The sequence below is a fragment of the Prosthecomicrobium sp. N25 genome (assembly GCF_037203705.1).
Classification (GTDB): Bacteria; Pseudomonadota; Alphaproteobacteria; order Rhizobiales; family Ancalomicrobiaceae; genus Prosthecodimorpha.
The window spans coordinates 122,245-141,536 of sequence record NZ_JBBCAT010000001.1 but is presented as its reverse complement, the minus strand read 5'-3'; the positions used below and the strand labels follow the sequence as shown (position 1 = coordinate 141,536).

The following is a 19,292-nucleotide window of genomic DNA, read 5'->3' as shown; positions in this document are numbered from 1 at the left end:
CCATGACCGCGCTCATCGAAAACGTCTCCCGCCGTTCCTTCCTGGCCGGCACCGTCGCGGCCGGCAGCCTCGTGCTCGCGGCCCGGCTCCCCGCGCTCGCGCAGGATCCGGAGAAGCCGGCCGCCTACGGGGCGGCCGCGATGCCGCACGGGGTCATCAACGACCCGCGCGTGTTCATCGCCATCGAGCCGGACGGGACGGTCCGGTTCGTCTGCCACCGGGCCGAGATGGGCCAGGGCGTGCGCACCGGGCTCGCCATGTGCGCCGCCGACGAGCTGGAGGCCGACTGGGCCAAGGTGCGGGTGGTCCAGGCGGACGGCGACGAGGCGCGCTACGGCAACCAGGACACGGACGGCTCGCGCTCCACGCGGCACTTCATGCAGCCGATGCGGGAGGCGGGCGCCGCTGCGCGGATGATGCTGGTCGCGGCGGCGGCGAAGCGCTGGGGCGTGCCGGAGGGCGAGGTGGAGGCGCGGAACTCCGTCCTCAGCCACGCCGGATCAGGGCGGACCCTGTCCTATGGCGATGTGGCGGCTGAGGCGGCGCGCCTGGAGCCGCCCGCGAAGGACAAGCTGGCACTGAAATCCCCGGCCGAGTTCCGCTACATCGGCAAGCCGCTCGGGCTCGTCGACGGGGCCGACATCACGACCGGACGGGCCCAGTACGGCATTGACGCCAGGCTCGACGGCATGCTGTTCGCGGTGGTGGCGCATCCGCCGGTCTATGGCGGGTCCGTGGCGAGCCTCGACGACAGGGAGGCCCTGAAGGTCCCGGGCGTCGTCAAGGTGGTGCCGCTGCCCGTGCCGACGCTCCCGAGCAAGTTCGCGCCGCTCGGCGGGGTCGGGGTGATCGCCCGCAACACCTGGGCGGCCATCAAGGGGCGCGACGCCCTGAGGATCGTCTGGACCGACGGGCCGAACGGCGGCTACGACAGCGCCGCCTACACGGAAGAGCTTCGCAGGACCGCGGCCAAGCCCGGGACCGTCGTCCGCAAGGACGGCGACGCGGAGGCCGCGCTGGCGCGGGCGGCGAAGCGGGTCGAGGCGGAGTACGTCATCCCCCACCTCGCGCAGGCGCCGATGGAGCCGCCCTCGGCGCTCGCGGTCATCCGGGACGGCAAGTGCGAGGTCTGGTGCCCGATCCAGGCGCCGCAGCTCGCCCGCACCGAGGTTGCGGCGACGTTGAAGATGCCGGTCGAGAACGTGACCGTCCACGTGACCCTGCTCGGCGGCGGCTTCGGGCGGAAGTCGAAGCCGGACTTCGTCAACGAGGCCGCGCTCCTGTCGAAGGCCATGGACGGCGCCCCTGTGAAGGTGACCTGGACGCGCGAGGACGACATCCGGCACGCCTATTTCCACACCCATTCGGTGGAGCGGCTGGAGGGCGGCCTCGACCAGGCCGGCAAGGCCGTGGCCTGGCGGCACCGGAGCGTAGCGCCCACCATCGCGTCGATCTTCGCCCCGGACCAGAAGCACGAGGCGCCCTTCGAGCTCGGCATGGGCTTCGTCGACGTACCCTTCGCGATCCCCGACCTGCAATGCGAAAACGGCGAGGCCGCCGCCCATACGCGGATCGGCTGGTTCCGCTCCGTGTCCAACATCCCGCACGCCTTCGCGATCCAGAGCTTCGCGGCCGAGCTCGCCGCGGCGGCGGGCCGGGACCACCGCGACTACCTGCTGGACCTGATCGGCCCGCCCCGGCACATCGACCTCACGGGCGTGTCGACGATCTGGAACTACGGCGAGAACCTCTCGATCTACCCGATCGACACGGGCCGGCTCAGGGGCGTCGTCGAGGTCGCCACCGAGCAGGCCGGCTGGGGTCGGCCGCGGCCGAAGGGTCGGGCGCTGGGTCTCGCGGTGCATCGCAGCTTCGTCACCTACGTGGCGACCGTCGTGGAGGTCGAGATCGGGGAGGACGGCTCCCTGTCGGTGCCGCGGGTCGACGTGGCGGTGGACTGCGGGGCCTGGGTCAACCCTGACCGGATCCGCTCGCAGATCGAAGGCGCCTGCATCATGGGGCACGCGCTGGCGACGCTGAGCGAGATCACCTTCGAGAAAGGCGCCGCGAAGCAGTCGAACTTCGACAGCTACCTGATCCCGCGCATCGACCAGGCGCCGCGCGAGATCCGGGTCCATCTCAAGGCCGCCGACTACGACGTGCCGCCGGGCGGCATCGGGGAGCCGGGCGTGCCGCCCTACGCCCCGGCCCTGATGAACGCGATCTTCGCGGCCACCGGCAAGCGCATCCGCCGACTGCCGCTCGGCGACCAGCTCAAGGCCTGACCGGCCGACGGCTCCAGAACCACGCGAGGCCCGGGATGCGCTCCGCGTCCCGGGCCTCGCGCACGTCGGCAGGCCCTTCGACGAATATTCAACCAATCGGTTGACAGTCGGCCGGGCTCGGGGCATATTCAACCACATGGTTGAACTTCACGCACCCCAGCTCGACGCCGTCTTCCATGCCCTCGGCGACGCCACGCGGCGGCGGATGCTGCGCGAGCTCGCCGGCGGAGCACGCAGCGTGGGCCAGCTCGCGGAGCCCTTCGCGATCTCGCTCGCCGCCGCCTCCAAGCACATCAAGGCGCTGGAGAGCGCCGGGCTGATCCGCCGCGAAGTCCGGGGCCGCACCCACCTGTGCCGTCTCGACCCCGGACCGCTCGCCAGCGCACATGACTGGCTGAGCTTCTACGAACGCTTCTGGACCGAGCGTCTGGACGTGCTCGAGCGCCTGCTCCGCGAGGAGGACGCGCGCCCACCGACCAACCCCGAGAGAGGAGACGACCCATGACCGAGACCGCCACGCTGGACGCCTACGGGACCCTGTCGGAGCCCGCCACGCTCACCATCCAGCGGCTGCTGCCGGGACCCGCCGAGCGGGTCTGGGCCTACCTCACGGACGGCAAGCTGCGCCGCCAGTGGCTCGCCGCGGGTGACATGGAGATGCGGGTCGGGGCGCCGTTCGAGTTCGTCTGGCGCAACGACGAGCTGACCGACCCGCCGGGCCGGCGGCCGGCCGGCTTCCCGGACGAGCACCGGATGATGAGCCGCATCACCGATCTCGACCCGCCCCGCAGGCTCGCCTTCACGTGGGGCGAGAGCGGCAGCGTCTCCTTCGAGCTGGAGCCGCGCGGCGCCAAGGTGCTGCTCACCGTGACGCACCGCCGGATCTCCGACCGGCCCAACATGCTCAAGATCGCGGCCGGCTGGCACATGCATCTCGACATCATGGCGGCCCGCCTGTCGGAGGGGCGGACCGAGCCCTTCTGGGACGGCTGGGCGCGGTTGCAGGCCGAGTACGACCGGCGGCTTCCGGGCTGACGAGAGACCGGGCGGGGCCTCCTCGGGGGGCTCCGCCCGCCCCTTCCGGCGCGGCCCGCTCAGCGCGGCGCGGGCGCGCCGTAGAGGCTCGCGCAGGTGTCGCGCAGCACGGCCTTCTGCACCTTGCCCATGGTGTTGCGCGGCAGGTCGTCGACGAACACGACCCGCTTCGGCTGCTTGAAGCGGGCCAGACGGCCGGCCAGCGCGCCAAGCACGGCCGCCTCGTCGACCGCCGCGCCGGGCGCGAGGACCACCACGGCGGTGACGGCCTCGCCGAAGTCGGCGTGCGGCACACCGATGACGGCGCTCTCGACCACCCCCGGGATCGCGTCGATCTCCGCCTCGATCTCCTTGGGGTAGACGTTGAAGCCACCGGTAATGATCAGGTCCTTGCCGCGGCCGACGATGTGGACGTAGCCGCGCTCGTCGACGAGGCCGAGGTCGCCGGTGACGAAGTAGCCGTCCGGACGGAATTCGGCGGCGGTCTTCTCAGGCATGCGCCAGTAGCCCGTGAAGACGTTCGGGCCCTTCACCTCGATCATACCGATCTCGCCGGAGGGGAGCGGGGCCCCGGTCTCGGGGTCGGCGATGCGCAGCGACACGCCGGGCAGCGGGAATCCCACGGCGCCGGGCACGCGGTCGCCCTCGTAGGGGTTCGACGTGTTCATGCCGGTCTCGGTCATGCCGTAACGCTCCAGGATGGCGTGGCCGGTGCGGGCCTGCCATTCGCGGTGCGTGTCGGCGAGTAGCGGCGCGGACCCGGAGACGAAGAGGCGCATGCCGGCGGTGGTCTCCCGGCCGAGCCCGGGCTGCTGCAGGAGGCGGACGTAGAAGGTCGGCACGCCCATCAGCGTGGTGGCGCGGTCCATCAGGGCGAGCACCTCGGCGGCGTCGAAGCGGGCCGGGAAGATCATGCGCGCGCCGGCGAAGAGCACCACGTTGGAGGCCACGAAGAGGCCGTGGGTGTGATAGATCGGCAGGGCGTGGATCAGCACGTCGGCGGCGTTGAAACGCCAGACGTCGATCAGCGTCAGGGCGTTGGACACCAGATTGTCGTGGGTCAGCATGGCGCCCTTCGAGCGGCCCGTCGTTCCGGACGTGTAGAGGATCGCGGCGAGATCGTCGCCGGCCCGCGGCACGGTCGCGAAATCGGCCGGCTCGCGGTCGAGCCCGTCGAGAAGGCTGCCCTCCCCGCCCGGCCCGAGCGTCTCCACCGTGGCGCCGACCGGACCGGCGATTCCGGCGACGCCGTCGCGCCGCCCCGGATCGCAGACGACGATGCCGGGTTCGGCGTCGCCGAGGAAATAGGCGAGTTCGGGCAGCGTGTAGGCGGTGTTGAGCGGCAGGTAGACGCCGCCGGCGCGGACGACCGCGAGATAGAGCAGGAGCGCCTCGACGGACTTCTCGGCCTGCACCGCGACCCGGTCGCCGGGCCGGAGGCCGAGGCGCACCAGCCGGTTGGCGAGGCGCGCCGTGCCGTCGAGGAGGTCGCCATACGTCATCGCAGGGCGGCCGGGGCGCTCGATCGCCGGCCGGCCCGGCTCGCGGACCGTGGCGGCGAGGCGGGAGAACAGGTTGGCGTCGGTCATGGGGGTCACCGGGCTTCGCGCATCGAGGATCGGGTCCCGCCGCGGGGCCGGGTGGGAAGCGGCGGGCCCTCCCCATAACAAGGGCGGCCCGGCCGGTCGAGGGACGACGGTCCCCGAGACGCGTGCGCAGGGCAGCGGCATGGTCTAGGGTGGCGGCACCGCGACCGAGGAGATCCCCGTTGCCGTCCAGCCTGTCCGACACCGGCGCGCCCGCCTCGCCGAGGCCGGTCCACGTCATCGAAGCCAGCACGCGCCCGGTGATCGACCTTGCCCAGCTCTGGGCCTACCGCGAACTCCTCTACTTCCTGGTCTGGCGCGACCTCAAGGTGCGGTACCGGCAGACGCTCCTGGGCGTCGCCTGGGCGGTGCTGCAGCCGCTCGCCGGCACCGCCGTCTTCACGCTCGTCTTCGGCCGGCTGGTCGGCGTGCCGTCGGAGGGCGCGCCCTACGCGCTCTTCGTGCTCTGCGGCCTCGTTCCCTGGACCTTCTTCGCGCGCGGGCTGACCAACATGACCGGCAGCCTGGTGAGCAGCCAGGACCTGGTCAAGCGGGTCTACTTCCCGCGCCTCGCCATCCCGCTGGCGGCGGTCGGATCGTGCCTGGTCGACCTCGCGGTCGGCCTCGGCCTGGTGCTGCTGGCGATCCTGGCGACCGGCCATGCGCCTTCCGCGCAGGTGCTGCTTCTGCCGGTCGTCCTCGTCGTGCTGCTGGCCGTGCTGGTCGGCCTGGGGCTGATCCTGGCGGCCGTCAACGCCCGATACCGGGACGTCGGGCACCTTGTCCCGATGGGGCTGCAGATCCTGCTGTTCCTGACCCCGGTGGTCTATCCGGGCAGCCTGCTGCCAGCGAGCTGGCGGCTCGTCTACGGCCTCAACCCGATGGTCGGGGTCGTGGAGGGGTTCCGCTGGTGCCTCCTCGGCACGCCGCTCGACCCGGCGCTGGCGATCGGCTCGGCGGCGATCGGCGCCGTCCTGCTGGCGGCCGGCCTCGCGGTCTTCGCGCGCGCCGAGAAGACCTTCGCGGACGTGGTCTGAGCATGGGCGCGATCGCGATCCGGGCGGAGGGCCTCGGCAAGACCTACCGGCTGGGCGTTGACCGGTCCGGCCCGGGAAGCCTGCGGGAGCTCGCCGCCGGCCTCCCCGGCCGCCTCCTCGGACGCGGGCCGTCGCCGAGGCCGCCCGCCGCGACGCCGCTCGACTTCACGGCGCTCCGCGACGTCTCCTTCGAGGTCGGCACCGGCGAGGTGCTCGGCATCATCGGGCCGAACGGGGCGGGCAAGAGCACGCTCCTCAAGATCCTGGCGCGCATCGTCGAGCCCACGACCGGGCGGGCCGAGATCCACGGGCGCCTCGGCGCGCTCATCGAGGTCGGGACCGGGTTCCACGGCGAACTCACGGGACGGGAGAACATCTTCCTGAACGGCGCCATCCTGGGCATGGGCCGCGCCGAGATCCGCTCCAAGCTCGACGAGATCGTCGATTTCGCCGGGGTCGGGGCCTTCCTGGACACGCCGGTCAAGCGCTACTCGAGCGGCATGTATCTGCGCCTCGCCTTCGCGGTGGCGGCGCACCTCGATCCCGACATCCTGATCATCGACGAGGTGCTGGCGGTCGGCGACGCGGCGTTCCAGCGCAAGTGCATCGCCAAGGCGGAGGAGAGCGCCCGGAGCGGGCGGACGGTCCTGTTCGTCAGCCACCAGATGTCGCTCGTCCAGCGGGTCTGCGGTCGCGCGATCCTGCTGGAGGGCGGGCGGCTGACGGCGGACGGGGCGACGGGCGAGATCGTGGCGCGCTACCTCGCCGGCCTGGAGTCACGGACCGGCACGCCGGTGGGCGAGCGGACGGATCGGGCGGGACGGGGAAGGCTCCGGGTACGGGCGATCGACGCGTCCGGCGAGGCGGGCGCGCCGCTCGCCGCCGGGGCGCCGGCGACGATCCGGGTCGAGGCGGAGGGGCCGCGCGGCCCCTGCCGCTGCCAGCTGACGCTGATCGACGACCACGGCGACCCGGCCGTCACCTTCGACACGCAGGACCATTCGGAGGCCGACCGCGGCGGGGCGGGATTCGCGCTGCACCTGCCGGCGCTGCTGATCCGGCCGGGCCGCTACCGCCTCGACGTGGCGCTCATCGCCGACCACGGGGTGGAGGACCACGTGGAGGCGGCGGCCTATCTCGACATCGCCGAGGGGCACGTGGGGGACCGGCCGGTGAGGGCGGCCGCAGGCTTCGGCGCCGCCGTGATCCCGCATGTCTGGACGCTGAGGGCCTGACCGACTCAGCCAAAGCCAAGGCGGCGGCGGAGCCGGCGCCGCCGCCGATGCCACGCCCGCAGGAGCCGGAACCGGAACCGGAGCAGCCGGCCGGCGAGGCTCGCGTCCTCGCGATAGGGGGACCTGGCGAGGGCGAGGGCGCGGCGGACCGCCGGGGCGACGTCCCCCGCTTCCTCCAGGTGGCGGCCAACCCAGTCCAGGAAGGCGGCGCGGGCCGGGTGCTCGCCCGTCCGGCGGTAGAGGCCCGCGGCGGCGGCCGCCGCCGACGCGGAAGCCGGGTGCTGGCGGTAGCGCGACAGCGGCTCGGCCACGACCGCGATGGGGAAGCGGAGGAAGAGCTTCACCCAGAGGGTCTGGTCCTCGTAGAGCCGCAGGCTCTCCTCGAAGCCGCCGACCGCCTCCAGGGCCGTGCGGCGGACCAGGACCGAGCCGATGCAGGGGACCTGGCCGTCCTGCAGCAGGAGGACGTCGACGAGGAGGCGCGGCGGCGGGAAGACCCGTCCGGCGCGTCCGTCCATCGGTTCGGTCCAGTCGCGGGCGGGGTCGTCCGGGTGCCACCAGACGGTCGGGCCGTACACCATCGCGACGTCCGGACGGCGCTCGAGGACGTCGAGGGTGACGGCCAGCATGGCCGGCTCGAGGCGGTCGTCCGCGTCCAGGAAGGCCACGAACTCCCCACCCGCCGCGGCGAGGCCGCGGTTGCGGGCCGCCGCCGGGCCCTCCGGCCCGGCAGGCGCGGGCAGGAGGCGGATGCGAGGGTCCTCGGCCGCGGCGGCCTCCGCGACGGCGCGGCTGCCGTCCCGCGCGCCGTCGTCGACCAGCAGCAGCTCCCAGTCGGGGACGGTCTGGGCCCGGACGCTGTCGATCGCCTGCGCCAGGAACGGCTCGGCGTCGAGGAACGGCGTGACGATCGACACCCGGGGCATCGGCGTCACCGGATCCAGCCGGCGAGCCGCCGGCGCAGGCGCCTGCCGAAGCCCCGCGCCACGGCTCGGGCGGCCCGGCGTCGTTCGGCGGCGAGCGCCGCCAGGACGCGCGGCCCGCGGGCCTCCGGGGGGAGGGAGCGGCCGAGCCAGAGGAGAAAGCGCAGACGCCGCAGGTCGTCGGCCCCGCGGGCGGCGGAGACCGCCGTGCAACTCTCCGGATGCTGGCGGTATTTCGCCCAGGTCCGGTCCGACACATAGGCGGGCGTGGTGGCGAGGGCCTTGGCGAAGAAGGTCAGGTCCTCGAACATCGTGCGGAAGCGCGGATCGAACGGCCCGAGGCGGTCGAACAGGCTCCGGCGGATCATGGCGTTGCAGGTGGTCGGCGTCTGGGCCTCGTTGCGCATCAGGAGCTCGAACAGCACCGGCGGCTCGTGGCGGCGGTCGGCCTCGACGCCGAGGGGATAGTAGTGGTCGGCGCGGGGCGCGGCGGGGGACCAGCCGTACCAGATGAGGCTGCGGCCGTAGACGAGCCCGAGCTCCGGGTCGGCATCCAGGATCGCGACCTGTTCGGCGAGCTTCTCCGGCAGCCACACGTCGTCGGCGTCCAGGAAGGCGACGTAGCGACCGCGGGCGCGGGCGATCGCGAGGTTGCGGGAGGCCGCGATGCCGCGATTGCCGCCGCCCGGGTGGCGGAGCAGGCAGACGCGGCCGGGCCGCTCCGCCCCGAAGGCCTCCACCAGCGAAGCGGTGCGGTCGGTCGAGCCGTCGTCCACCACCACGAGCTCCCAGTCCCGGAAGGTCTGGTCGCGGATGCTCGCCAGCGCCTCGCCGATGAAACGCTCGCCGTCGAGCACCACGATCGCCGCTGTGACGGCCGGCGCGGCCGCGGGGTCAGCCATGGCGGAGCACCTCCTGCGCGAAGGTCTCCTCGTCCCAGTCGGCGGCCAGGAGGCGGGGGATCGCCAGCGGATCCGTGCCGGCACGGGCGGGGGCGGCCACGGTGGTGACCGCATGGCCGAAGCCGGCCTCGCGCACCGCCGCGCGCACGGCGGGGTCCTGGTCACCGAACGGGTAGGCGAACCCGGTGACCGGCTGGCCGGAGAGGGCCCGGCAGCACTCCCGGCCCTCGCGGACCTCGGCCGCCGCCGCCTCCGGCGACAGGGCCGGCAGGGAGGGATGGGTGACGGTGTGGCCCCCGATCTCGACCCAGCCGCTCGCCGCCATGGCGGCGATCTCGGCCGAGGTCATGGCGCGGTCGCGCGGGCGGGGCTCCGGCGCGAGCCCGGCCCAGTCGTGGAGCGCCGCCATCGCATCGCGGCGGGCGGCCTCGCCGGCGACACGTAACGGTCCGTGGATCGCGGCCAGGAGGGCGCCGCGCCCGGCGGGATCTTCCGGCACCGCGCCGGCGACGCGCAGGCCGCCGGCGGCGAGGTCGAGGCGGGGCGGCAGGACCGGGGTCTCCAGCACCAGGCGGGTGAGGGCGTCCCACCAGAAGCCGTCGGGGCGGTCGGTCGCGCCCGTGGTAACGAAGACGGTGGCGGGGCAGCGCGCCGCGGCCAGCACCGGCAGGGCGTTCCGGTAAAGGTCGGCATAGCCGTCGTCGAAGGTGACGGCCGCCACGTGGCGCGGCAGGCGGCCCGCCGCGAGTTCGCCGGCCAGCCAGGACAGCGGCACGACGCGGCGGCGGCGGGAGAGGAGCGCGATCTGGCGGGCGAAACGGTCCGGGGCGACGGCGAGCCGCCAGGGGTCGACCTGCAGCGTCTCGACCCGGTGGTACATCAGGACGATCGGTCGCTCCGCCCCGATCAGGAGCCGGATCCGGCGCGCCAAGGCCGCCGCCCTGCCGCGCAGGCTCACCGCGACACCTCGGTCTTGACGGCGCGGCCCGCGACGACGACCGGGCAGTGCGGGTCGTGGACGTCGAGCTGATCCGGCCTGAGCTCGTGCTCGGCGAGCCCGTACAGGAAGGCGGCGGCGGCCATGACGTTGCCGTAGGGGACCACCTCGGTCCGTTCGGGCGCGAAGGGGCCGGAGAGCAGGCGGCGGAGCGCGGCGGGGGAGACGGACCAGTACCATTCCGCCCCCCATTCGCCGCGGTCGATGGGGCTCGCCCAGGGCACGGTCGCCAGCAGGACCCCGCCCGGCTTCAGGCTGCGGTGCAGGGTGGCGACCGCGGCCGGCATGTCGAAGACGAGGTGCAGGGTCTGGGTCAGGACGATGCAGTCGAAGGCGTCGGCGGGTAGGCCGGCGCCGTCGGCGAGGTCGCCCACGAAGGTCGTCGCGGGGTGGCCGGGATGGCGGTTGAGCACATCCTGCCGTGTGACGGCCGGTCCGCCGAAGCGGGTCGAATAGGCGGCGTCGCCGATCTCCAGGACGCGGCCGCGGATATCGGCGGCGTGGGCGGCCAGGAAGGCCTCGATGTAGCGCCGGTCGAGCGGCTTGCCGCGGTCGTACCCGAAGGCGGTGCTGACCGGTGTGGTCCGGGCGAGGTCGCCGAAGCGGATGCGGGCGCCGGGGAGGCGCCGGCGCAGCTTGCGGCGGAGGCCGCCGGCCCGGCGCCGCAGGTCGCGGAGGACCTGGCCCGGCGCGATGCGGGCGATGCGGGCGCTGGCGGCGAGCTGGGCGGCGACGCCCTTCCGGCGCTTCAGCGCCCCGGCGAGCTGGCCGAGCTGCTGGGCGGCGTAGAAGGCCTTCCAGGCCGCAATCGACGCGGCGTGGCGCTCGGCCCAGCCGGTGCGGCCCGGCGGCGGCTCCCGGTGACGGCCGACGACCGTCAGGGCGGCGTCCAGCATGCGCGGGATGCCGAGCGACATGTTTGTCCCGTGGCGGCGGTAGTCGGCCAGAACGGCGTCAACGGCCCGGACCGGATGCGAGCGCGCCAGGCGCAGGTAGAGGTCGTAGTCCTCGCAGGCCCTGAGGCTCGGGTCGAAGCCGCCCGCGGCCAACACCGCGGCGCGCCGGTACAGGACGGTCCCGTGCATGCCCACGATGTTGCCGGAGACGAAGTCGGCATAGGCATCGTCGCCCGGTGGCTTCAGGCGGACCGTGCCGAGGTCGTTGCCGGCCTCGTCCACGAACGCATAGGCGCCGTACGCGAAGGCGCAGTCCGGGCAGGCCGCGAGGGCCTCCAGCGTCCGGGCGATCATCTCCGGGCGAAGCCGGTCGTCGGCGTCGAGGAACAGGATCATGTCGCCCGTCGCGGCCGCGAGCCCGGTGTTGCGGGCCGCCGACAGGCCGGCATTCGCCTGGCGGATCAGACGGACGGGCGCACCGTAGCGGGCGACCACCGCAGCCGGGTCGTCGGCGGAGCCGTCGTCGACCACGATGATCTCGTCGGCCGGGCGGGTCTGGGCCAGGATGCTGTCGATCGCCTCGCCCAGGAAGCGGGCGTGGTCGTAGGTGGTGACGACCGCCGAGACGCGCGTCATGGCTGCCGCCTCCCGGGAAGCGCGACCGGATAGCCGGCGAAGTCTCGGACGACCGGATACCCGGCGAAGTCGAGCCAGGCGAGCGTCCTCCGCGTCGCCTCGTCGAAGGCGACGGGCGGCTCGTAGCCGAGCTCGCGGCGGGCGCGGTCGAAACCGAGGCGGGTGCGGGCGGTGTGCAGCAGGATGCGCTCCTCCGTGATCTCCCGGCCGGGGCCGGACGCGGCCGGGCGGCGGCCCCGCCATTCCCGGTAGGCCGCCTTCAGGCCGGCGACGACCGGCCGGGGCAGGCGGCGGTGAAGCGCCGCGCTGATGGCGTCGCGGGGCGACGGCCGGCGCAGGGTGGCCCGGGCCTGCTCCAGGGACACCGACATTTCGTCGATCTCGCGGCCGAGTGCGGCGGCGACCGGGCAGAGCAGGTCCGCCCAGGTGACGAGCTCGGCGTCCCCGACGATATAGGCGCGCCCGTCCGCCTCCGGGACCGCCAGGGCCAGCCGGACGGCATGGACGACGTTGTCGACATAGGCGGCGTTGCAGACGCCGCGCCCGCCGTCCACCAGATAGGCGGTGCCGGCCAGGCATTCGTCCGCGAAGCCGGCGATCCAGGAGGAGCGGGGCCCGTGGACGATGCCGGGGCGCAGAAGCACGACCTCCACGGACCCGCCGCGCCGGAGGTCGAACCAGAGGCGTTCGGCGCGGACCTTGGCGTTGTTGTAGGGGATCGACTGGCGGTCGGAGAGCGGGCTCGTCTCGTCGGTGCCCGGCTCGGGGTCCTGGCCGTGCACCGAGGCGGTGCTGAGGACCGCGATGCGGCGGACGCCGGCCGCGGCGGCGGCGCGGTAGACCGGCGCGACCGCGCCCAGGATGGTGGCCGGATCGCCCGCGACCGCATGGACGACGGCATCGATCCCCGCGAAGGCGGCCGTCAGGGCACCCTCGTCGCGCGCGTCGGCGACCCGCATGTCGAGGGCGAAGCGGGCGGCGCCGGCGAGCCGCTCGGGACGGCGGGCGATCGGCACGACCGAGCCCGGGCGCTCCAGATGCAGCATCTCGACCGCACGGCTGCCGATGAACCCGGCCGCGCCCAGGACCGCGGTCCGCGTCATGGCGCGGCCTCCGCGAGCCGCGCGGCGGCGGCGCGCTCACCGTCCGTGAGCCATCCCATGTCCATCAGCCGACGACGCGCCCGGCACGCCTCGACCAGGAGGGCGGCGTCGAGCCCGGCCCGGGCCGGGACGCGCGGCGGCCGGCCGGCACGGGCGGCGGCGGCGAAGTCGGCGATCTGGGCCGCGTAGGCGTCGACGAAATCCGGCGCGCCGTCGAGGACGAGGCGCCCGGGCGGGCCGTCCAGCGGCTCGAGGGCGACCGCGCCGATGTCCTCGGTGTCCCAGACCAGCCGTCCGCGATCCCCCTCCAGCACGGCGCGGTTCGGGCGGGCCCAGTCGCGGCTGAGCCGGACGTCGATCGCGGCCTCCCCGGCGGCGAGGCGGATCCGGGCGTTGGCGTCGACCCCGCCCATCGCGTCGTCGGCGGCGTCGACGAGCGTCAGGGGTCCCAGCCACCAGGCGAGCAGGTCGACCACATGGGTGCCGATGTCCTCCGTCACCCCGCCCCCGAAGGCGCTGCGCGAGAAGTAGGCCGGCGAGGCGACCGGCCAGGCGAAGGGGCCGCCCTCGAACCAGGTCACGCGGCGGACGGTCCCGATCGCGCCGGCGGCGAGAAGGGAGCGGACCGCGGCGGTTGCGGGAAAGAAGCGGCGCACGAGGCCGACGCCCAGCGGCACGCCGGCTGCTTCGGCCGCCTCGACCAGGGTGCGGGCGGCGGTCGCGCCGGCGGCGAGCGGCTTCTCGGCGAAGACGGCGCGGCCGGCCGCGAGGGCCGCCAGGCCCTGCTCGGCCCGGGTCCGCGGCGGTCCGGCCAGCAGGACGACGTCGGCTTTCGGCAGCAGGGCATCGAAGCGCGGGACGGCCTCGGCCCCCGGCAGCAGGGCCTTCAGGGCGTCCACCGCCGCCGGGTCGGGGTCGTAGAGGGCGGAGACCGCGAGCACCCCTTGCCCGGCGAGGCGGGCGAGCGCCGGGCCGGCATAGAGGCGCGCGACCGCCCCGCAGCCCGCAAGCGCGAGGCGAGGCGGGGCGGCCGGGCGGTCAGGAGCGTCTGGCAACAGGGGTCCCCCGGGATGCGAGGATGCGGACGGCGCGGCGGAGCGCGGCGGCGGGCGAAAGGCGGAGCGCCTCGCGAGCCTGCGCCAGCGCGGCGCCGGGATCGCCCGCCCTCAGCAGGGCGGCCGCGCTGTCGATCGCACTCGACGCGTAGGTGCGCCGGGCGCTCCGGGCGACCGCGCCGGCGCGGTCGGGCGGCAGATAGCCGGAGATCACCGAGATGGCCAGCCGGTTGGCCGCGGCATCGGCCGCCGAGCGGACGTGACGGCCGGTGTTAGAGTCCGGGTGCATGCGGTACAGGGCGAGCGGCCGCGGCTCGTACCAGATCGGGTAACTCGCGGCGATGCGCACCCACATCTCCCAGTCCTCGGCGCAGTCGAAGCGCCGGTCGAAGCCGCCGAGCGCCTCGTAGGCGGCGCGGCGGACCACGATGGCGGGCGTCATGATGCGCTGTTCGGCGGCCAGGAAGGCGGCCGCGTCCGGGATCGGCCCGGCGGCCGGGAAGGCTTCCGGGACCATGCCGAGCTCCCGGCCGGCCTCGTCGACGTAGACGGCGCGGCAGTAGGCGGCGCCAAGGTCGGGGCAGGCCTCGAAGGCGGCGCCGAGAGCCGCGTAGAATCCGGGCCGGACGAGGTCGTCGGCATGGAGCAGATGCACGAGTTGGCCGCGCGCGGCGAGAAGGCAATCGTGGAAGGTCCGGATGTGGCCGAGATTGCTGTCATGGGCGCGGAAGCCGACCCGGCCCCGCCCCAGGGCCCGGACGATGCGCTCCGCCTCGTCGCCGGACCCGTCGTCGACCACCTCGATCTGCATCTCGTCGGGCCCGGGCGCCTGGGCGAGGACGCTCTCCAGCGTGGCGCCGATCGTGCGGGCGCTCCGGTAGGCCGGGATCATCACCGACCAGCGCGGGCGCGGCACGCCGGGCGCGACCGGCGGAACGGGATCACGGTGGCCCGCCGCCGCGCTCATGCGGACCTCACGGCCCGGCGGACCAGGTCGAGGCCGAGCCCGAAGGCCCGACGCGACGGCAGGCGGCCGCGGGCGACGGCGAAGCGGAGCGAGCGGGCGAGACAGGACCAGGCGCGGGCCGGCTCGCCGCGCTCCAGGAAGGCTTCCGCCCAGTCGAGGAAGAAGCGCGCCCCGCCCCGTCGCGCCCGGTCGGCGAAATCCGGCCCCGCCTCGGCGATCATGCGCCGGTAGAAACGCTCCACCGCGGTGAGCTTGGCGTCTTCCGAGAGGCGCGAGTAGAGCCCGTCGGCGTGGAGCCGGTAGACGCCGACAGGCTCGTCCAGGAAGGCGAGCCAGCCGTGCCGGGCGGCGAGGACATAGAGCGGCCAGTCGGTGACCGGGAAGAAGCCGGCATACCAGTCGGGAACGGGCAGGAGGGCCGACCGGCGCAACAGGCCGGCGCAGGTGGCGTAGGGGTTGCCCGCCCAGATCTCGTCCGGGCCGAAGCGGGGCGGCAGGTCCGCGCGCGTCCAGCGCCGGTCGGTGACCCGGTCGCCCTCCGCCACGAGGGCGTTCATGAAGACGGCGGCGCAGTCCGGATGCGCGTCCAGGAAGGCCACCTGGCGGCGGAGCCGGTCGGGATCGGTCCACAGGTCGTCGCCGTCCAGGAGGGCGACATAACGGCCGCGGGCGGCGCGCAGCGCCCGGGCGATCACCTCGTTGGAATGCAGGTTCTCCGTCGAGAGCAGGGTGCGGATCCGGTCGGGGGACCGGGCCGCCATGGCCTCGACGATTTCGCGGGTCCCGTCCGTGGACCGGTCCTCGCTGACGATGATCTCCACGGGCTCTTCGAGACGCTGCGCCAGGGCGCTCTCGATGGCCGCCCCGATGGTCCGGACATGGTTGTAGGTCGCGACGACGACCGTCACCGTGCAGGGGGGCACAGCCGCGCTGTTGGCCGCTGCGCTCATGCCCCGGGGTCCGGCGTCGCGCCTCCCTCGGCCGCGGGGGGCGACAGGCGGGCCGCGAACCACTCGAGGGTCCTGCGCACGCCCTCCTCGTAGGGGATCTCGCAGGACCAGCCGGGCAGGAGCGAACGGGCGAGGGTGAGGTCGGGGCAGCGGTTGCTCGGGTCCTGCGGGGCGGGCTCGCCGTGCACGATGCGGGCGCCGGGGATCAGGCTCGCGACATATTGGGCCACGGTCAGGACCGGGACCTCACGGTCGTTGCCGATGTTGACTGGACCGGCATAGCCGTGCGGGACCGACCAGAACAGCTTCTCCAGCCCGTCGATGATGTCGTCCACGTAGCCCCAGCTGCGGGACTGCAGGCCGTCGCCGTAGATCGTGATGGGCTCCCCGGAGAGCGCGCTGGTGATGAAGTTCGAGATCGCCCGGCCGTCGTCCGGCTTGGTGCGCGGGCCATAGACGTTGAAGAGGCGCGCGATGCGGACATCGGTGCCGTGGACGCGGGCGACCTCGGAGAGGAGCGCCTCGGTGCAGCGCTTGCCCTCGTCATAGGACGAGCGCGGACCGGTGCAGTCGACCGACCCGCGGTAGCTCTCCGGCTGCGGTGTGACGAGCGGATCGCCGTAGACCTCGGAGGTCGACGTGAAGCAGATCCGCCCCCCGGGCGCGAGCAGGTCGAGGAGGCGCATCGTCCCCATGACGTTGGCCGAGATGGTGCGGACCGGGTCCGACATGTACCACTGCGGCGATGCCGGCGAGGCGAGCTGGTAGATCTCGTCGAAGCGCTCTTCGGTGGCGAAGCGCTCGACGTCCGTCACCGCCAGCGCGAAGCGGCCGTCGTCGACATGGGCCAGGTTCTCCCGGGCGCCCGTCCAGAGGTTGTCGACCACCACGAGGCGGCCGACGTCGGGGCGTCCGAGGAGGCGGTCGACCAGGTGCGAGCCGATGAAGCCGGCCCCGCCGGCCACGAGCACCTTCGAGGGGTTCGCGCTCACGACGGATCCGCCGCGAGGTGCCCGAGCTCGGGCGGGCTGTCCAGGTAGCGGCCGCCACGGACGGCGTCGACCGCGCGGGCACGCGCCATCAGGACGGCGAGGTCGGGATCGGGGCCGCCGTCGACCAGTTCGTCCGGCTCGTAGTCCTCGAAGCGGCGGCCCTGAGGTCGGCCCGCATCCCCGGACGGGACGGCGCGGCCGAGCCGGCGCATGGTCATCTTCTTCAACTCACCCGCGAACTCGGCGAGGCGGACGTCGTGGATCCGGGCGCGGTCGGACACGACCCGGGCGACGGCGGCGAGCTTCATCCGCTTCAGCCCGACGCGCAGCACGTTGAGGTCGGTCCGGAACAGGGCGTCCTGCAGAACCTCGGCGACCTCGCCGGACGACCGGGCGAGGAAGCTCTCCAGAACGGCCCGGCGCGACTGGGCCATGCGGTACCAATCGCTCGACATGTTGTTGGGCGTGCGCCGGTACCCCAGCAGATGCTCCGGCACCGCGAGTACCCGGTAGCTGGCCGCGATCGAGAGTTGCAGAAACAAGTCCTCGCAGCCCTCCAGGCCCTCCTCGCGGAGGCGGCTCGAATAGCCGCCCATCTCGAACACGGCGGAGCGCCGCATCAGCACCGAACTGCCGCAGCCGATGAAGTTCTGGATCGCCTGCTGGAGGAAGACCCAGCCCTCCGGGCGGTAGGGCTTGCGGTCGAACACGACCGTGTCGTCGGCCTCGATAAGGCGATACAGGGTGTAGACGTACCCGACGTCCGCGCCGCCCGCCTCGAGCCGGGCCACTTGCCGCTCCAGCTTGTGGGGAGCCCAGAGGTCGTCCGCATCCAGGGGCGCGATGTATTCCCCCTGGCTGAGCCGTATACCCGTATTGCGTGCCGCAGCGACACCCGCGTTGGTTTGTTGGATCAGGCGTACACGGGCCTCGCGTTTCTCGTATTGCCGAACAATTTCCGGTGTCCGGTCCTTCGACCCATCGTCGACCACAAGGATTTCGACCGGAGAAATCGTCTGCTTGAGCGCAGAGTCCAGGGTTCTCTCTAAAAACTGGGATGCATTGTAGGCAGGGACGATCACGGATACGGGGCGGGGTACCATGTTCACCGGAATTCTGCAGCTGAGCCATTTTGCGCCAGTATATCAGAATTTAGGTGTCGTTCTAGAGGTTCCACCCCCAGCAACTTGGCGTAGCACGTCTGACTGCACCGGGTCGGAAATTAAGGTAAAAACTTCGGGATGATTCAAAGCGATTGGGACCCTTCGTCCGATTTCGCTCGGAGCGCCCCCGTTCCCTTTGGAGATCTCGCCGGGCTGCGCCGAGCTCCGGGCAGCCATGGACATAGACCCATGCGCTGGTATGATGACATGATAGGTCGGCGCAACCGGTCCGGCCCGGAGGCCCCCATGGCTCGTCTGACGCGCGCGCCCACCGGCGATCATTTCCTGAAGGACGGCAAGGCCTTCTTCTACCTGGCCGATACCGTCTGGGCGACCTTCTCGAATGTCGACTACGACGAATGGGCGCGCTACCTGGCGGTGCGCAGGCGGCAGGGCTTCACGGCGCTGCAGATCAGCATCCTGCCGATCACCCACGACCGCAGCGTGCCGCCGAGCGAGATCCCGCCCTTCGAACTCCACCCGGACGGGCGCTGGGATTTCGCGAGGCCCAACCCGGCCTATTTCGATCGCGCCGAGCGGATGGTCGGCATGGCCGTGGAGGCCGGCTTCCTCCCCGTGCTCACGGTGCTGTGGTGCAGCTACGTGCCCGATACCCGCTGCTCGCGCGGCAGCCCGATCGCCTCCGCGATGGCGCTGGCGAACGTCGCCCCCTACGCGCGGCACGTGACGGAGCGGTTCCGGCGCTTCGAGCCCGTGATGGTGATCAGCGGCGACACCCGATTCGAGTCCGAGATGGAGGCTCCCTACTACGGCGCCGCCCTCGACGCCGTAAGGGCCGTCTGGCCGGAGGCGACGATCTCCATGCACCTGCACCCGGAGGGCGACCTTCCCCCGCCCTTCGACACGGCGGTCGACTTCTACTCCTTCCAGTCCGGGCACCACGTGGCCCACGCCGACCGGGCCTGGCGGCTCGCCGAGAAGTTCCGGGCCTACCCGAAGCCGATCCCGGTCCTGAACTCCGAGCCCTGCTACGAGGGCCACGGGCGGATCGCGCCCGACGGCAGCCGCTGGTCGCGCGCCGAGGTGCGGCGCGCCGCGTGGCAGAGCCTGATGTCGGGTGCCAAGATGGGCGTGGCCTACGGGGCGCACGGCGTGTGGAGCTTCCACCGGCGCGGCTTCGACTTCCTGGCCCGGGCGCGCTCGCTGGAGCCCTTCGACTGGGAGGACGCCCTGCAGCTTCCCGGGGCCGTCGACATGGGCTTCGCCCGGCACCTCTTCGAGACCCACGCCCTCTTCGCCCTCGACCCCACCGGGCTCCTGACGACGGGCGGTCCCGAGGCGCGTGCCATGGCGTCGGCGGACGGCCGCCGGATCGCGGTCTACTGCCCCGCGCCGACCGACCTCGTCCTCGCGGCCGACCTCGCCGGCTGGCGTGTGACGGCGATCGACCTGGAGGCGCGGGCCGCCTTCTGGCCGGAGGTCCTGCCCGGCGCAGCGTCGACGATCCTGCAGCCGGCGCTCAATGCCGACTACCTCGTCCTCGCCGAACGGGACTGAGCGACCGAAGGC

Annotated in this window: 17 protein-coding genes; 6 read left to right on the top strand and 11 right to left on the bottom strand. The window is 73.3% G+C overall.

Going from position 1 to position 19,292, the window contains the following annotated elements; genetic code table 11:
- The first annotated feature begins 2 nt into the window (after positions 1-2).
- From WBG79_RS00615 to WBG79_RS00605, 3 genes are all read left to right on the top strand, one after another.
- Positions 3-2,285 (top strand): xanthine dehydrogenase family protein molybdopterin-binding subunit, encoded by a 2,283-nt coding sequence (locus WBG79_RS00615; RefSeq protein WP_337355172.1) that lies wholly within the window; start codon positions 3-5, stop codon positions 2,283-2,285.
- Positions 2,286-2,421: 136 nt separating this feature from the next.
- Positions 2,422-2,790, top strand: a complete 369-nt coding sequence (locus tag WBG79_RS00610) for an ArsR/SmtB family transcription factor (protein ID WP_337355171.1) — start codon at positions 2,422-2,424, stop codon at positions 2,788-2,790.
- A complete protein-coding gene (locus tag WBG79_RS00605; protein WP_337355170.1) occupies positions 2,787-3,320 on the top strand; it encodes an SRPBCC family protein in 534 nt (177 codons plus the stop codon). Before WBG79_RS00610 ends, WBG79_RS00605 begins: the two co-directional genes overlap by 4 nt.
- A gap of 59 nt (positions 3,321-3,379) precedes the next feature.
- On the opposite strand, the gene WBG79_RS00600 is transcribed toward WBG79_RS00605, so the two are convergent.
- Positions 3,380-4,909, bottom strand: a complete 1,530-nt coding sequence (locus WBG79_RS00600; RefSeq protein WP_337355169.1) for a malonate--CoA ligase — start codon at positions 4,907-4,909, stop codon at positions 3,380-3,382.
- A 179-nt stretch (positions 4,910-5,088) separates the two neighbouring features.
- Here WBG79_RS00600 and WBG79_RS00595 point away from each other — a divergent pair, with 179 nt between their 5' ends.
- Both WBG79_RS00595 and WBG79_RS00590 read left to right on the top strand, forming a co-directional pair.
- Entirely contained in the window at positions 5,089-5,943 is an 855-nt protein-coding gene (locus WBG79_RS00595) for an ABC transporter permease (protein WP_337355168.1), read from the top strand.
- Positions 5,944-5,945: 2 nt separating this feature from the next.
- On the top strand, positions 5,946-7,178 hold the full coding sequence (locus tag WBG79_RS00590) for an ABC transporter ATP-binding protein (protein WP_337355167.1): 1,233 nt from the start codon (positions 5,946-5,948) through the stop codon (positions 7,176-7,178).
- Positions 7,179-7,183: 5 nt separating this feature from the next.
- Here WBG79_RS00590 and WBG79_RS00585 read toward each other — a convergent pair whose 3' ends face one another.
- The 10 genes from WBG79_RS00585 to WBG79_RS00540 are packed head-to-tail and all read right to left on the bottom strand — an operon-like array spanning position 7,184 to position 17,702.
- On the bottom strand, positions 7,184-8,104 hold the full coding sequence (locus WBG79_RS00585; RefSeq protein WP_337355166.1) for a glycosyltransferase family 2 protein: 921 nt from the start codon (positions 8,102-8,104) through the stop codon (positions 7,184-7,186).
- Between the two features lie 5 nt (positions 8,105-8,109).
- Positions 8,110-9,003, bottom strand: a complete 894-nt coding sequence (locus tag WBG79_RS00580) for a glycosyltransferase family 2 protein (RefSeq protein WP_337355165.1) — start codon at positions 9,001-9,003, stop codon at positions 8,110-8,112.
- Positions 8,996-9,961, bottom strand: coding sequence for a polysaccharide deacetylase family protein (locus WBG79_RS00575; protein WP_337355164.1), 966 nt, complete (start codon positions 9,959-9,961; stop codon positions 8,996-8,998). Before WBG79_RS00575 ends, WBG79_RS00580 begins: the two co-directional genes overlap by 8 nt.
- The gene (locus WBG79_RS00570; protein WP_337355163.1) at positions 9,958-11,532 is read right to left on the bottom strand and encodes a glycosyltransferase; all 1,575 of its coding nucleotides are present in this window, start codon (positions 11,530-11,532) and stop codon (positions 9,958-9,960) included. Before WBG79_RS00570 ends, WBG79_RS00575 begins: the two co-directional genes overlap by 4 nt.
- Entirely contained in the window at positions 11,529-12,635 is a 1,107-nt protein-coding gene (locus WBG79_RS00565) for an NAD-dependent epimerase/dehydratase family protein (protein ID WP_337355162.1), read from the bottom strand. The genes WBG79_RS00570 and WBG79_RS00565 overlap by 4 nt, the downstream gene beginning before the upstream one ends.
- Positions 12,632-13,690 carry a Gfo/Idh/MocA family protein gene (locus WBG79_RS00560; protein WP_337355161.1) on the bottom strand — a complete coding sequence of 353 codons (1,059 nt, stop codon included), beginning with the start codon at positions 13,688-13,690 and terminating at the stop codon, positions 12,632-12,634. Before WBG79_RS00560 ends, WBG79_RS00565 begins: the two co-directional genes overlap by 4 nt.
- Positions 13,674-14,657 carry a glycosyltransferase gene (locus WBG79_RS00555; RefSeq protein ID WP_337355160.1) on the bottom strand — a complete coding sequence of 328 codons (984 nt, stop codon included), beginning with the start codon at positions 14,655-14,657 and terminating at the stop codon, positions 13,674-13,676. The genes WBG79_RS00560 and WBG79_RS00555 overlap by 17 nt, the downstream gene beginning before the upstream one ends.
- Positions 14,654-15,607 (bottom strand): glycosyltransferase, encoded by a 954-nt coding sequence (locus WBG79_RS00550; RefSeq protein WP_337355159.1) that lies wholly within the window; start codon positions 15,605-15,607, stop codon positions 14,654-14,656. The genes WBG79_RS00555 and WBG79_RS00550 overlap by 4 nt, the downstream gene beginning before the upstream one ends.
- Complete coding sequence (locus WBG79_RS00545; protein WP_337355158.1) at positions 15,604-16,599, bottom strand: NAD-dependent epimerase/dehydratase family protein; 996 nt, start codon at positions 16,597-16,599, stop codon at positions 15,604-15,606. Before WBG79_RS00545 ends, WBG79_RS00550 begins: the two co-directional genes overlap by 4 nt.
- On the bottom strand, positions 16,596-17,702 hold the full coding sequence (locus tag WBG79_RS00540) for a glycosyltransferase family 2 protein (protein ID WP_337355157.1): 1,107 nt from the start codon (positions 17,700-17,702) through the stop codon (positions 16,596-16,598). The genes WBG79_RS00545 and WBG79_RS00540 overlap by 4 nt, the downstream gene beginning before the upstream one ends.
- A gap of 306 nt (positions 17,703-18,008) precedes the next feature.
- Between WBG79_RS00540 and WBG79_RS00535 the strand changes: the two genes are divergently transcribed.
- The gene (locus WBG79_RS00535) at positions 18,009-19,280 is read left to right on the top strand and encodes an apiosidase-like domain-containing protein (RefSeq protein ID WP_337355156.1); all 1,272 of its coding nucleotides are present in this window, start codon (positions 18,009-18,011) and stop codon (positions 19,278-19,280) included.
- Positions 19,281-19,292: the final 12 nt, after the last annotated feature.

What these genes read in the sequence shown, in the direction of transcription:
- WBG79_RS00615 (WP_337355172.1), top strand. Translation starts at nt 3, where the DNA reads ATGACCGCGCTCATCGAAAACGTCTCCCGCCGTTCCTTCCTGGCCGGC.
- WBG79_RS00610 (WP_337355171.1), top strand. Translation starts at nt 2,422, where the DNA reads ATGGTTGAACTTCACGCACCCCAGCTCGACGCCGTCTTCCATGCCCTC.
- WBG79_RS00605 (WP_337355170.1), top strand. Translation starts at nt 2,787, where the DNA reads ATGACCGAGACCGCCACGCTGGACGCCTACGGGACCCTGTCGGAGCCC.
- WBG79_RS00600 (WP_337355169.1), bottom strand. Translation starts at nt 4,909, where the DNA reads ATGACCGACGCCAACCTGTTCTCCCGCCTCGCCGCCACGGTCCGCGAG.
- WBG79_RS00590 (WP_337355167.1), top strand. Translation starts at nt 5,946, where the DNA reads ATGGGCGCGATCGCGATCCGGGCGGAGGGCCTCGGCAAGACCTACCGG.
- WBG79_RS00585 (WP_337355166.1), bottom strand. Translation starts at nt 8,104, where the DNA reads ATGCCCCGGGTGTCGATCGTCACGCCGTTCCTCGACGCCGAGCCGTTC.
- WBG79_RS00580 (WP_337355165.1), bottom strand. Translation starts at nt 9,003, where the DNA reads ATGGCTGACCCCGCGGCCGCGCCGGCCGTCACAGCGGCGATCGTGGTG.
- WBG79_RS00570 (WP_337355163.1), bottom strand. Translation starts at nt 11,532, where the DNA reads ATGACGCGCGTCTCGGCGGTCGTCACCACCTACGACCACGCCCGCTTC.
- WBG79_RS00565 (WP_337355162.1), bottom strand. Translation starts at nt 12,635, where the DNA reads ATGACGCGGACCGCGGTCCTGGGCGCGGCCGGGTTCATCGGCAGCCGT.
- WBG79_RS00555 (WP_337355160.1), bottom strand. Translation starts at nt 14,657, where the DNA reads ATGAGCGCGGCGGCGGGCCACCGTGATCCCGTTCCGCCGGTCGCGCCC.
- WBG79_RS00550 (WP_337355159.1), bottom strand. Translation starts at nt 15,607, where the DNA reads ATGAGCGCAGCGGCCAACAGCGCGGCTGTGCCCCCCTGCACGGTGACG.
- WBG79_RS00540 (WP_337355157.1), bottom strand. Translation starts at nt 17,702, where the DNA reads ATGGTACCCCGCCCCGTATCCGTGATCGTCCCTGCCTACAATGCATCC.
- WBG79_RS00535 (WP_337355156.1), top strand. Translation starts at nt 18,009, where the DNA reads ATGGCTCGTCTGACGCGCGCGCCCACCGGCGATCATTTCCTGAAGGAC.